The following is a 12,947-nucleotide window of genomic DNA, read 5'->3' on the forward strand; positions in this document are numbered from 1 at the left end:
TTCCTATGAGTGCTCAGCCTTCACCACAACGACCATACAGCGCCACGAATGAGTTAGCCAAAGAGCGCAACCGAGCAGCGGCTGAACGCACACTGATGGCTTGGATTCAAAGCAGCGTTGTGCTGATTGGCTTTGGTATTGCAACCGAACACATCTACATCGCATTTAGCAACGTCTTTCCGGAGCAAAGTTCCAGGTTTAATCAGACAGTAGCTTCAGTGATGGGCTTAAGCGCGATCGCACTTGGCCTGTTTCTACTAGGTTTAGCCGTGGTGGAATATCCGATTCAAATTAGAGCTATTGAGCGCAACGATTACTTAAGTCGTTCCTCTCGCTCATCGAGTCAGATTATCATCAGCGCTGTGATTTTGTTTGGCCTACTGGCGATAGCAGCCGTTTTGGTTAATGCAGCAATCCAGTACTAATCCAGTAGCTAAGCCCTCTAAACGTCGTATATACGGCACTCTGGCGCATCGGGATAGAGGCTGCAATACTCTTCAAAAGCGGTAACTTTTTGCTCTCTTTGTTTAGCTTTGACGGAAAGCAGTTCTTCAACTTCTTCCCAAGCAACGGCTACATCGGGAGACGTGACCCCATAAAGAGCAGTGAGACGACGAGCATGCTCTCTAGCGGTGCTGATGCGGGTATCTAAAGACGGTTCTACGGGCGTCAGGATAGGATGAACAGCAGTATCAGTTGTTTTGAAAAAGTTTGATGTGGAAACCATGATGCTTCTCCGATAGGTTATGCCTAGGGTTTAGCCTCCTCAGCAAAACTGGTGTAAACCCTATGTCTCTACATTATTCATAATTCCCACAAATGACAATAGAATTTACATATAAGTTCCTGTTATAAAATATTTGGTTTTCTTAACAGCGCGACATGAAGAAGCACCTACCGTAATACTTCTCTCAGTAGATGCTTCAGACAGTTTGAGATAGCTGAATTGAGAGTCACAAAAGTTACTTCCCCTCACCCTGAATCCCTCTCCCAGAGTGGCTACCGTATACACACATCTTGATCACTGCCTCTCAACCCCGAATGATCCCCCCTTGCCCCCCTTAAAAGGGGGGATTGATTCAAAGTTCCCCCTTTCTAAGGGGGATTTAGGGGGATCTCAACGTTGAAACGGAGTCTAGAGACTTATGTGTACACAGTAGCCCAGAGTGGAAGAGGGACTTTGAGCTAAACCGTTTACTTGCCACCGTAGTAGAAGGCGATTTCTTTTTCCTTGAGCGGGGCAAAGCCAGCATCAAGTAGCTTTTGGTTTAGCTCATCTTGGGCAATGTGCTTGGCTCCAATGCGGACGATTCGCGATCGCATGGTGTTGCTGACCCCGCTGCGCTGGCGGTTGGCTTCGAAGCCCATTACTTCCTTATACAGCGATAGCTTTTCAGCTGGAATGGGGGAACCATCAAGGTCAACTCCGTTTGCGATCGCAGCGTCTACAGCGTCGGCTCCAGTGGTTTTAGCATCAGTGCTCATCTGTTTTCTCCTCGTGTTAGTGAATCACTGAGAGCATTGTCGGTCATAAAGGGCTTCGTATTACATTCTTTACCTTCCAGAACAAGCCCAGCGATTTGAGATAGATTAGGGACAGTTTAGGTAACAGGATGCCCCTCCATGAAAGATCGTGACTATACGCTGATTCTCGATAAAAGCGGCAGTATGTCCACCCCAGATCAACCTGGCGGCAGAAGTCGTTGGCAAGCCGCTGAAGAATCAACGCTGGCTCTGGCTCGCAAGTGTGAGCAGTTTGACCCAGATGGCATCACGGTCTATCTCTTCTCTAGTCGGTTCAAGCGCTACGATGACGTGACTTCCAGCAAAGTCGAGCAAATCTTTATGGAGAATGATCCGGTAGGTACGACGGATCTGGCGGCTGTCTTAAACGATGCCATTCAGAGTTACCTTCAGCGCAAAGCAGCCGGACAAACCAAGCCCAATGGTGAAACGATTCTAGTAGTCACGGATGGCGAGCCCGATGACCGTCGCGCGGTCATGGAAGTGATCATTGCGGGTACTCAGCACATGGATCGAGATGAAGAACTAGCGATTTCGTTTATCCAGGTTGGTAATGATGCGGGAGCAACCAAGTTTTTGAAAGCACTGGATGATCAGCTCAGTTCAGTCGGCGCTAAGTTTGATATCTGTGACACGATCACAATGGACGACATGGCGGATCTGAGTTTGGCTGAAGTATTGATGAATGCGATCGCAGATTAGCACGCTTTGAGTTATGGATGAGATCGATCGCTTGCTGGCTAAGTTGGACAACCAGCCTCGTCAGCAGCCAACGCCCAAGCCCAATAATCCTGAACCGCAGCCTGCCGCTCCGTCTCAGTCACTGGATCAGCTTTTGAACCAGTTGGCAGACGGTAAAAAGCAGGCTGTGCGGGCAGAGCTACTGAAACATCCGCCTAAGCCACTGCGCCCAACCTCATCGGCGCAGCCGTCACTCCCTCGCACTCAGTCCAATATTCCTCCAGCAGTCGATCCACTAATCGCAAAGCTCAAGTCTGAACAGGAAGCCCAGAGCCGAGCCGAGCAGCTCAGGCAGGAGCAAGAGCAGCAGGAAGCTGAGCGGCAGCAACAGCAGCAGGAACAAGAGAGGCAGCGTCGCCTAGAGGCACTGAAGGCTCAGCGTCGAGCGGAACTGACTGACTATGCAAAAGAGTGGCTTCGGCAGCTCGACCCCCGCTCCCAAGAAGGGCTATGGTTTGACGAGTTTGCCTGCAATTATGAGTCGCGCTTAGATGCTGCTGTTGAGTATCTCGAAGCCTTACAGAGTGTAGAGCGCGGCACCTTTTGAATGAGTATTTGAGTTCGTTGCAAATGCGATCGCATCTCATTGCCATCTCATGCTGAATGGATGAGGTTACGATGGGAGAAAATTGTGCGCTGGCTGGCAAGCGAGATGGTGTTTGAATCCTTTGCGGTTGCGATCAGATGAAGTTTGAATGGAACTCAGACAAAGCGGCTCGAAATCTTGAGAAACATGGTGTTTCATTTCAAGAGGGAGTAGGTCACCTTCTACAGAGAAAAACATCTCTGAGGTGAGAGCCTGCCGTTGAGGTAAGCACAACGATGCGCTAAAACCTGCGGCACCCGCTCAGCGTTCCAGGCAGCGCCAGGGATCTTCGTGCGTTGGTTAATTTGCTTCACCCAGGACTCAACATCCCCCGAGCCAATCGGCCACCCTTCTTCTTGGTAGTAACGATAATTGGGGATGCGGTCACGATGCCGCTCTAGATAGCCACAGAAGCGACGTGCTGCTTCCGACTCGCTCACCTCAAACACATTCATAGCAGCGTCTACTTGTCCCTGCCAAAGAAAGCTGCGAGCGGTTTCGAGTGCTTCTGGAGTGGCTTGGACTTGATGCAAATTTTCCATCAGGTGAAACCAATCGAGGATTTCGTGACGTTGGTGGTCGTTGCCAATCTGGGCATAGATGCCCCAAACCCCATCATGACCATCGCCCAGGCAGTCCACTATCGGGGCTAAGGGGAGGTCATTTGCCCACTCAATCAGGTGTTCGTTGTCTTTGAACCAGGCCATGCCCTGATGCTGCTCACCCAAATTCAAGGCTTTATATTCGCGCCACTCAGCCGCTTCCCCCAGCGGCGTGCGCAAGCGAATCATGCCGCCATCCAGGCTCATTTGCTCAACCGGGACCTCACTCGTGGGCAGCTCGAAGTCATGGCGCGCCTCCAACCGCTGCTGCGTTTTCGCACTCACCCGTCGTCCCGTTTGCACCTCTACTTCAATCGCCGCTTGGGCATAAGAAACAATTGCGCTTTGGCGCAGACAGCACAGCTCTAAATAAGGGCTGACCTGTTGTCGGGGACGGACACCGAGTTGTTTGGCCTGTTCACTACTGAGGGATAACCGGCCCAGAATGCTCTCTAGTTGGCGGGGATATCCTTCGTCGGTGCCGGTAACGGTTTGGCAAAAAACTCCCCAATGACTGGCGTGACGTGTTCTTGCACTTGAGCGCGCACCGTTGATTCGATGGCTCCCAAATTTGCCATCGGCTGGTTTTGCTCACAGGCTTCCTGGTACAGTAGTTCCGCGATGCGTTGACTGCACTGTAAGAGTTCTTGGTGTTCCGCTGGCGTCATTAGAGCACCCTCAAAATATCGCTACAGTCTTACTCTAATTTTTCTCTCAAGAAAGTGACCTGCTCCCTTTCAAGAGGCAATGACCGTTTTCAATGATCCACTTTCTGTTACGTTTCCTGATCCTGACCATTCAATTGGTGAAAGTCGCTACGTTATCATTGGGATGTCTCGGTTTGGGCAGGTTTTGGTTGTTGCACATACTGACAGAGCAGACCGCACCCGAATCATTAGTGCTCGGAAAGCAACACGTTCTGAGAGAAGGTTTTATGAGTCAGAATCCTGAGAACGAAATGACGGATGAACTGCGTTCAGAGTATGACTTTGCTCAGATGAAGGGTGGAGTACGAGGAAAATACGTTGAGCGCTATCGTGCAGGCACAAATTTGGTGTTACTTGATCCAGATGTGGCGGAGGCTTTTCCAGATGAGAAGTCGGTCAATGATGCGCTACGGCTGTTGATGCAGATTGCCCAGCGGCAACAGAATAATCAAGCGTGATCGCACTAATGGCAAAGGTGCGATCGCATCTCATTGCCATCTCATGCTGAATGGATGAGGTTACGATGGGAGAAAATTGTGCGATCGCATTAAACTGGGGCTTTGTAAAGAGAACGGGCAAAATTGAGCACTTCTTCTTGCCTACTTTCGGGCAACGCATCGATCATCGCCGTGATTCGCTCAGATATAGGTACCCAAGTTTCTGTTTTGCTGCGCCAAACTACAATAAATTGCCGAGTGGACAGAGACGTATATTCTAGAGTCTCTCCATAGGAATTAGTAAATTCGACTTCAAAAACTGTGTCAGTATGTTCTTCAACAATGGCACCCCGATCGCCTGCGCGTAGATCTAAATCAGGTAGATCTACAATCAATTCAACAACATCAAATAATTCTGGTTTCGTCATTTTCGCCTCGGAATATATAACGTAACGAGTCTTGCAATATCTTCATTCGGTTTGACAATCCATCCCGTACGCACGATCTCCTGTTGTGTTGGATCTATGCCAACGACGGTAATATCTACTCGATAGCGTTGCCCATACTCATTGTATTGCCTTGGAATAGCTTCAGCATCCATCGCCTGCTCTTCAATCTGCTGGAGCAAAGACTGATAGTTTTCTCTCGTAAAGCCTAAGTATTCTCTAAATAAAAGTGCCTTATCTCGACCTTGTAGATTATTTGGATTCAGAACATAGTCTGTGATTTTTCTAGAGTCAATCAAAATTTGATTGGCAACATCTCTGAGTTTCACACATCTGTACTCCTATTTTTGTGAGAAAAATATTCACGTTAACGATATCAGAACAATCAAACGCGATCGCGCTAATGGCAAACGTGCAAAGGTGCGATCGCATCTCATTGCCATCTCATGCTGAATGGATGAGGTTACGATGGGAGAAAATTGTGCGATCGCAGTGAAACGATATGGCCTTGGGATTTGATGACTTTGCAGTTGCAGTTGGTCTAACGGGTTTGGCGAAAGAGGTGCTTTGGCCACTGCTGAAGGGCAGTTTGGAAGATTACACAAAGGATTTTTTCAAGGGCTGTATTGAAGATGTGGCGGGTTTGGCAGAGCAGGAACCCGTGCAGAAGGCGATGGGCAAAGCGCTGAAGGCGTTTGTGGAGCTGATGTTGGCGGAGTTGGAATATGCGGGGCTGACGGGAGCAGAGATTCGGGATTTTTATCAGCCAGCGCTGCGGGCGTATATGAAAGATGCCGATGTGAAGGCGACGTTGGGGACAGCGTTTGAGCCGGATTGCAAGGCGATTAATCATGAACAATTGCAGGAGCGGTGGGCGGAGCTAGATCTGCGGCAGTTGCCCGATGATTTTGATTGGGAGCAGATTAGCAAGCAGTATGTGCGGAAGGTGAAAGGGATTTGGCGCGAGTCGCCAGAACTGCGAGAGTTGCTGACGCTGCATAATCAGGAAGCGATTCGGCAGGGCGTTGAGTCACTGGTGGGGATTGAGCCAGATTTTAATTTACGGAAGTATCAAGAAGGATTGCGGGAGCAGTATGGCAATTTGAAGCTGGAGTCGTTGGATACGTCGGCCTATGCGTATAACGAGTTGAAGCTGTGGCGGATGTTTATTCCGCAGGATGTGCGGCCTTGCCAGGAATTTAACCCGAAGGTGTATGAGATTCCAAAGGAAAAGCTGCAAGAGCTACAGGAACGGGGCGAACTAGATGCGGAGGAGCTAGAGGCGGCGCAGCTAGAGGCGTATCGGCGCAGCTATGTGGAGCAGTTGCCAGCCAATGTGCTGGAGGTGGTGGGACGGACGGTAGGCAAGGGAGAGCGCAGTCGCCCGCTGGCGGATTATGCTGTGATTTTGGGCGATCCGGGGTCGGGAAAATCAACGCTGTTGCAGTATATGGCGCTGGAGTGGGCAGCGGAGCCGATTGGGTCAATGCGGGAGTTGGCGCAGCGACCGTTGCCGTTGCTGATTGAACTCCGCAAGTATGCCAAGGATCGGCAGGAGAAGAAGTGCAGCAGCGTAGTGGAATATCTGCATCAGGGAGAGGTGGTCTGTCGGCTGAATCAGCATCGGTTGGATGAGGTGTTGAATCAAGGGAATGCCGTGGCGCTGTTTGATGGGATTGATGAGGTGTTTGACCCAGAGCAGCGGGAAATCGTGGTGACGGATATCCATCGATTTACGAATAATTATCCGGCAGTACAAACCATAGTTACTTCGCGATGGCTGGGCTATAAGGCTCAAACGCTTCGGGATGCAGGATTTCAGCACTATATGCTGCAAGACCTGAATCAGGAACAAATTAAAGAGTTTATAGAGCGGTGGCACGACCAAACGTTTGCAGAAGGGGCAGATAAGCAGCGCAAGCGGGAACGACTGCACAAGGCCATTTCGGACTCGAAGGCGATCCGTGAATTGGCAGGGAATCCGCTGCTGCTGACGATGATGGCGATTTTGAACCGCAATCAGGAATTGCCGCGCGACCGACCGGAGCTATACAACCAGGCTTCGCGGGTGCTGCTGCATCAGTGGGATGTGGAACGCAACCTGATTGAACATCGACTCGATCCGCTGACGATTGACTATGCGGATAAGCAAGCGATGCTGCGGCAGGTGGCGGATCATATGCAGTCGGGCAAGGATGGATTAGCCGGAAATATTATCAGTGCGGCGGATTTGGAGCGGGTTTTGACGGAACAGTTGCAGCGACTGGATCTAGAGCAACCGCGCACGTTGGCTCGACTGATGATGAAACAACTGCGGGAGCGTAATTTTATCCTCTGCTTTTTGGGTGCGGACAATTATGCGTTTGTGCACCGTACATTTTTGGAATATTTTGCGGCTTGGGCGTTTGTTTGGAAATTTAAAGAGCATGAGATAAGTTTTGATGAATTGATGCAGCAAACATTTATAGCTCATTGGCAGGATGAGCAATGGCATGAGGTTTTGCAGTTAATAGCTGGAATGCTGTCTCCTCGTTTTGTTGAAAAAATAATTGATTTTTTGTTAGCGCAGAATGGGAAGAACAAAAAGTTTATCAATATATTTTTATCAGCAAATTGTTTGGCTGAAGTAAAGCAACAGAGCGAGCTTCACGAGGTTGGTGAACGAGTATGGGATTCAGTTGAAAAGCTCACAACCTTTGACTTTCATTACTACTATGAACCAATAGACGCAGAAGCTGGATGTGTGATGAAAATCCGCACAAAAGCAGTTGAAACCATTGGCGCTGTTTGGTCAGAAAGTGCGAGAACTTTTTCGTGGTTGAAATTGTGTGTTCAATCTAATTCAGATAAGTATGTACAAGGTGCAGCAGTAGAAGAGTTTGTCAAAAGATTTAGGAATGATCCAGACACCTTATCGTGGCTTAGAGCCTTAATTCAAACCTAGTTCCAACTTATTTTGTGTCAGCGTTCCTGAGCAATGGTCTTCTGCCATTCAACGATGAGGCAATCAGCCAATTGCGAACCCAGTTGTCGTGATAGCGGAAGCCGTTGAGTTGCTCAAAGGGGCATAAGCACCCGCCCATTGCTTTGCGAGTCTTGCGACAAAAGGGATGGAAGTTCCAGAGTAAGGCCATCGAGCGCACCGACTGTTCCGCCGAGTCCCAGAATCCATGAAAATCTTGCATGGCATACAAGATGCGGTCAAGATAGTTCATCGGACGGTCAACCTGATTGCTGGTGCGATAGGCGTCAGGGAAGTCAAAGGCGCGTTGGAAGACGTGAGATTTGTCGTTGAGGCGTCGCAAGCGAGCGTCAATGGCCTGGGGCAACGCGTGGGTGTTCACCCACTCCAGCAACCGACGCAACCGTTGAGCAAAGTGACGTTTGCTCTGGCCCCGATACAGATGCCAAAGCTTGTCGGCTAGTTGCTGACCCAGGACTGGTTTAGAGCGGCACCCATCGCGAATTTTAATCACCTCATGCAGGAAGCACAGAATCCAGACCAGGCCAGGGAATAGCTCCTCCCAAGCGGCTCGGGTGGCCTCCCAACCATCAGTCGTCACCGTCTCGGGCGCATAGTCGGGAACATGATGGGCAGCTTCCTGCTGGAATACCCCATAGGCTGCGGTTAATCCATCCTGACCCGCATTGGCACTGAGACTGGCTCCCAGGACGCACCCTTGCGCCGCTGTCACTGCCAGATAGACTCGCTGCCCGTGCCAATCACAATGCTTCTCATCGGCAACTAGATGGGGGGGAGCGCCGTTTCCCTTTTGAGGGTACTGCCCACAATCGAGGCTCGACCGAACGACTGACAGAGCCGATACCAGTGCATCTCAGAACGGCCCAGCACATAGGCAATCCCCTCATACGACAGGCCATGCTTTCTTAAATAGAGCGCTTTGTCGGCCATCTCCGCCGTCTCGCTCATGTACGGCATCACCAAATCGGGACGCAGTTGATAAGCCTCTCCGGTACTCGGCAGCAAAATCCGCCGGGTCTTGAGCTGTTGACGAGAGGACTCGACCCATCCGTGAAAGCGATAGCCTGCCTCAATCCCGTCGGGAAACAGTTCCGGGTGGGATGCGATCTGCTCGTTGAGATACTGGCGAAAGGCTTCCCGGTCTTCTACTAAGACCTCGTAGTCAAGGTCGTCTGCAATGGGCAGACAAATCGTTTTATCGCCTGCTGTGCCACGCTTGCGTCGTTGCTGAGCCATCGGCTTTGGCCTGCTGAACTCTCTGCCTCAATTCTACTCAACACAAACTTGGGTGGAACTAGATTCAAACTAGTAAAAGTACAGTTCGTATTGCGGCATTGAAAGGCTTAGCTCAAGAGTTTAAAAATGATCCAGAGACTTTGCAAATTCTCAAAATACTTGCCAGATCGGATGAGGATAGGTTTGTGCAAGGTTCAGCAGTTGATTTGCTAGCTCAAAACTATAAGGATGATTCAGAAACATTACCGATCCTCAAAATACTTGCTCAATCATATAAAGATGGATTTGTTCGTAGCAGAGCAGCAAATGGTTTGGCGCAAGAGTTTAAAAATGAGCCAGATACTCCACGGATTCTCAAGGCACTTGCTCAATCAGATAAGGATGACTTCGTACAAATAGCAATATCACGGGGCTTGCTCCGAGAGTTTCGGAAAGATCCAGATACTTTACCAATTCTTAAAACACTTGTTCAGTCAAACGCAAGCAACTTTCTGCGGGAAGCCATAATGAGGGAACTCATCCAGGAATTTAAAGATGATCCGGATACCTTGCCTTGGCTTAAAGCATTGGCTCAATCGGACAAAGATGAGTATGCACGGAGTCCAGCGGTGAAAGCATTAGCCCAAAACTACAAAGATGATCCAGAGACTTTGCCAATTCTCAAAACACTTGCTCAATCAGACAATGACATTTTCGTACGAAGTACAGCAGTAAAAGAAATGGCTCGAGAATTCAAAAGCGATTCAGAAATCTTATTATTTCTCAAAACAATAGTTCAATCGGATGAAGATATTTTTGACATATATGTGCGGAGGGGAGCAGTTGAGGCATTAGCCCAAAATTACAAAGATGATCCAGAAACTCTTCCGATCCTTAAAACACTTGCTCAACTCGAGCATAAGTATTCAGTGCGAAGTACAGTAATAGAGGTATTGGCGCAGAACTATCAAGACGACCTGGAAGTTCTATCACTTCTCAAAAAGTTAGCCCAGTTGGATGAAGATATTATTGTGCGAGCAGCCGCAACAGCAGGTTTTATCCAGCAATCAAAAAAAGATCTGGAATTGTTTGATTTTGTCTGTTGTCGAGCCTGTGATTATTCATATGCAGATCCTTTTTATAGCTTTCTAGATTGGCAACCTGCTTATCATGCCTTAAAGATCCTCGTACAGGAATATCAGGATCATCCTGAAACTTATGAGCTATTACGTAAACTCATAGCAGATTTAGAACAACATGATAACAGCGACAATGAACTAAAAGACTGGGCAACCAAACAACTGACAAAACTCGAGACTACTTCTAAATCTCAAGTTTAACTACATCTCAGCTCCTACACTCTTCCCACCTTCATTCAAATAATACTCAATTCGCTGGCGCAACTGGTTTACCGTTAACCGCTGCGTCCAGTATTCCACCAGTGCATGACCAAACGCCCAGGCATCCCGATCGGGCGATGCCTTGGAGTGTTCCAGCAGGAGCGGCCACAGTGCCAGCAGGTCAAACTTGCTCAGATCCGTTTCTGCGCTCAGCAGCGAAAACAAATCATAGGCCATCTGCAACTTGCCAATCACAATCGGCAACCGCTCCACCGGGATTTGCTCCGCCAGCAGATAGGCCAGTGCAGGTGAACCCGTCGTCAGCGTCGAGAGAAACTGCAAAATTGGGCTCTTCAGCAGCGCCGTCACGCCCTGCGTCGTCGTCATCTGCACCGTATACTGGTCAATAATTTTCGCCGCTGCCAGCACCCGCGCATCGCGATCGCGCAAAAAGCGAGCCAGCCGCAACTGCTTGGCCGAATCCAGCGACTCAATTAGCGCCAGCGAAAGCTGATCGGCATTCCAGGCTGAGCGATTCGAGTTTTCATCCCACGTCACCAGCGGCAAGATGCGATCGCACATTTCGTCCAGCGCATCCCGCCGATAGGCGGTTGCCTCCCGAATCGACTTTTCCTTGGCACGGTTGCCCCACTGCCAGTCATAGGGCGGCTGCCACTCCCGCACCGGACGCAGCCGATCTACCTGCGTCACAATCGCAATCGTCGGCAAGTTCTGAATCTCCTGCTGAAAATCCCGCAGAAAGTCCACATCCATTTGCAGGGCTGGGTCGAGGGCAGGTGTTACCAGCAGCAGCAAATCTGCCGTATGGGCATAGTCGATCACCTGCGATCGCAGATCGCGCCGCTGCACCTGCTCATACCCCGGTGTATCCCAGAGACAGAGCGACTCCCCGGCTTTTGTCTGCCACTCGTAACTCTGAATCTGATCGGTGCTGGGCAGCACGTCCACTTCTGCTTTGTCGGCTTGGAATAGCGTATTGATAATGCTGCTCTTGCCTGCTCCGGTGCGCCCTACCAGCAGAATACTGACATTGGCCTGCTCTACGGACTCTTTAGGTTCCGCCTGCTCGATTAGCGCCCGCAGCGTCTGCGTTTTCGCCTTGGGCAGCGTGGCCGCTGGTTCAGAAGTTGCGATCGCATCAATATTCGGCAGTTTGGCACTGTCGCCGCCATAGAGCATCACTGCCTGTCGGGCCAGATTGCGGAGTGCCGCCTCGCGCAGGGTTTGGCTGAGGTTGACAATGAGCTGCTGCGTGGCCTGGTTGCTGGAGGACTTGCTGGTTTCCCGCGCCAGTGCTGCCGCCGGATTGAGTACCCACTGCGCCCAGTTCCAAATGCGAAACACCTTGCGAGCCGAGGGTTCCAGCTTTTGATAGACCTCATAGGCTTGATACGCCTGCCCTACCGTCACCTGACCCAGGACGGGCGACAGCCTGCCCATCCAAGCGTCCATGTCGTCTACGGTTCCTCGGATCAGACCGTAGGCTTGCGGCACATAGATATTGAGTAGCGGATACTTCACTTCTGGGTGATAGACATGTGCGATCGCAATTACAATTTCGCGACAGCGCTGCCAGAATTGGCCCCAATCTTCCCATGCGGGCGGATCGTTACGGGCTTCGACTAGGATGGTCTGGAGCTGCGATTCAATCTGCTGCACCATTTGAGCATTCGTTGTCGCGCCGTTGGCCAGATTTGCTTCACCAATGGCGGTTTCTAGGTCTTCATTGACTTCCGCCACAATCGCTTCCATCTCGTCAAAGCCAGGACTCGTCCAGCGCACCAGCAGCCAGCGCCAGCCGACCAGGACAAAAATGAAAACGGCCCAGATCCAGTTCAGTCCCCAATCCCGGAGCTGAATGCCTGCCGATATCATCAGGAACGTTGCGATCGCAACTAGCGGTGACGCTAGCACCACCCACTGCCAAGGCTTTAATCGCACCACGGCTCTACCTCCCAGAGAGATCTTGTTGAGTATCTACCCCAGCGGCAAGCTGCTGCGCCATCTCCAAAAAGGCATAGATCGCCGGACTGTGCAGCCCATCCGCCAGCAGCACTGCCCCTAGTTTACGCTTGAGCGGCTGGAGCAGCGGCCAAATTCGCACTTCTTTGGGAATCGGAATCGCCGCCAGATAGGGCAAAATCGTCATCCCCAACCCCTCTGCCACCATGCTAACAATGGCCGAATCTTCGTTTAATTCATAGGCCACCCGCAGCTTCACGGGCAACTTCGCCAAATACTCCCGCAGCAGCGTGTAGCTGTTGTCACTGGGCAATGGCAAAATCAGCGGATAAGATTGAATCTCTTGGGGTCCATTCCCCGCCGCTCTGCGGCGTAAGATCTAA

At 50.5% G+C, this 12,947-nt stretch carries 16 protein-coding genes; 7 read left to right on the top strand and 9 right to left on the bottom strand.

All coding sequences use genetic code 11. From position 1 onward, the window contains the following. Positions 1-5: 5 nt before the first annotated feature. A complete protein-coding gene (locus tag AC286M_RS04720; protein ID WP_488203287.1) occupies positions 6-425 on the top strand; it encodes a YidH family protein in 420 nt (139 codons plus the stop codon). 17 nt (positions 426-442) lie between these two features. On the opposite strand, the gene AC286M_RS04725 is transcribed toward AC286M_RS04720, so the two are convergent. Further along, complete coding sequence (locus tag AC286M_RS04725) at positions 443-727, bottom strand: Calvin cycle protein CP12 (RefSeq protein ID WP_488203288.1); 285 nt, start codon at positions 725-727, stop codon at positions 443-445. A 467-nt stretch (positions 728-1,194) separates the two neighbouring features. Continuing rightward, positions 1,195-1,485, bottom strand: coding sequence for a small RNA NsiR4-regulated ssr1528 family protein (locus AC286M_RS04730; RefSeq protein WP_488203289.1), 291 nt, complete (start codon positions 1,483-1,485; stop codon positions 1,195-1,197). A 138-nt stretch (positions 1,486-1,623) separates the two neighbouring features. Between AC286M_RS04730 and AC286M_RS04735 the strand changes: the two genes are divergently transcribed. Together AC286M_RS04735 and AC286M_RS04740 are read left to right on the top strand one after the other, a co-directional pair. Next, the gene (locus AC286M_RS04735) at positions 1,624-2,226 is read left to right on the top strand and encodes a vWA domain-containing protein (RefSeq protein ID WP_488203290.1); all 603 of its coding nucleotides are present in this window, start codon (positions 1,624-1,626) and stop codon (positions 2,224-2,226) included. Positions 2,227-2,239: 13 nt separating this feature from the next. After that, a complete protein-coding gene (locus AC286M_RS04740) occupies positions 2,240-2,812 on the top strand; it encodes a salt stress protein, Slr1339 family (RefSeq protein ID WP_488203291.1) in 573 nt (190 codons plus the stop codon). Positions 2,813-3,033: 221 nt separating this feature from the next. Here the strand turns inward: AC286M_RS04740 and AC286M_RS04745 are convergent. Then, a protein-coding gene (locus AC286M_RS04745; RefSeq protein WP_488202786.1) for an ISKra4 family transposase occupies positions 3,034-4,121 on the bottom strand; the annotation gives its coding sequence in 2 pieces (ribosomal slippage) (positions 3,034-3,950 and positions 3,950-4,121; 1,089 coding nt in all). 79 nt (positions 4,122-4,200) lie between these two features. On the opposite strand from AC286M_RS04745, the gene AC286M_RS04750 reads away from it, so the two are divergent. Both AC286M_RS04750 and AC286M_RS04755 read left to right on the top strand, forming a co-directional pair. Then, a complete protein-coding gene (locus tag AC286M_RS04750) occupies positions 4,201-4,404 on the top strand; it encodes a BrnT family toxin (RefSeq protein WP_488203292.1) in 204 nt (67 codons plus the stop codon). After that, the gene (locus AC286M_RS04755) at positions 4,388-4,618 is read left to right on the top strand and encodes a hypothetical protein (RefSeq protein WP_488203293.1); all 231 of its coding nucleotides are present in this window, start codon (positions 4,388-4,390) and stop codon (positions 4,616-4,618) included. The genes AC286M_RS04750 and AC286M_RS04755 overlap by 17 nt, the downstream gene beginning before the upstream one ends. An 89-nt stretch (positions 4,619-4,707) precedes the next feature. Here AC286M_RS04755 and AC286M_RS04760 read toward each other — a convergent pair whose 3' ends face one another. Both AC286M_RS04760 and AC286M_RS04765 read right to left on the bottom strand, forming a co-directional pair. Further along, positions 4,708-5,025, bottom strand: a complete 318-nt coding sequence (locus AC286M_RS04760) for a DUF4926 domain-containing protein (RefSeq protein WP_488203294.1) — start codon at positions 5,023-5,025, stop codon at positions 4,708-4,710. Next, on the bottom strand, positions 5,022-5,372 hold the full coding sequence (locus AC286M_RS04765; protein WP_488203295.1) for a DUF6883 domain-containing protein: 351 nt from the start codon (positions 5,370-5,372) through the stop codon (positions 5,022-5,024). Before AC286M_RS04765 ends, AC286M_RS04760 begins: the two co-directional genes overlap by 4 nt. Positions 5,373-5,545: 173 nt before the next feature. Here AC286M_RS04765 and AC286M_RS04770 point away from each other — a divergent pair, with 173 nt between their 5' ends. Next, complete coding sequence (locus tag AC286M_RS04770; RefSeq protein WP_488203296.1) at positions 5,546-7,987, top strand: NACHT domain-containing protein; 2,442 nt, start codon at positions 5,546-5,548, stop codon at positions 7,985-7,987. A gap of 7 nt (positions 7,988-7,994) precedes the next feature. Here the strand turns inward: AC286M_RS04770 and AC286M_RS04775 are convergent, their stop codons facing one another. Continuing rightward, a complete protein-coding gene (locus AC286M_RS04775) occupies positions 7,995-8,738 on the bottom strand; it encodes a hypothetical protein (RefSeq protein WP_488202632.1) in 744 nt (247 codons plus the stop codon). 50 nt (positions 8,739-8,788) lie between these two features. Next, positions 8,789-9,262, bottom strand: a complete 474-nt coding sequence (locus tag AC286M_RS04780) for a hypothetical protein (protein WP_488202633.1) — start codon at positions 9,260-9,262, stop codon at positions 8,789-8,791. Between the two features lie 98 nt (positions 9,263-9,360). Between AC286M_RS04780 and AC286M_RS04785 the strand changes: the two genes are divergently transcribed. Continuing rightward, complete coding sequence (locus AC286M_RS04785; protein WP_488203297.1) at positions 9,361-10,581, top strand: HEAT repeat domain-containing protein; 1,221 nt, start codon at positions 9,361-9,363, stop codon at positions 10,579-10,581. Here the strand turns inward: AC286M_RS04785 and AC286M_RS04790 are convergent, their stop codons facing one another. Further along, a complete protein-coding gene (locus AC286M_RS04790) occupies positions 10,582-12,546 on the bottom strand; it encodes a GTPase family protein (RefSeq protein ID WP_488203298.1) in 1,965 nt (654 codons plus the stop codon). Positions 12,547-12,550: 4 nt separating this feature from the next. Then, on the bottom strand, positions 12,551-12,943 hold the full coding sequence (locus AC286M_RS04795; RefSeq protein WP_488203608.1) for a LysR family transcriptional regulator substrate-binding protein: 393 nt from the start codon (positions 12,941-12,943) through the stop codon (positions 12,551-12,553). Positions 12,944-12,947: the final 4 nt, after the last annotated feature.

It is taken from the genome of Thainema salinarum CENA647 (genome assembly GCF_057732415.1).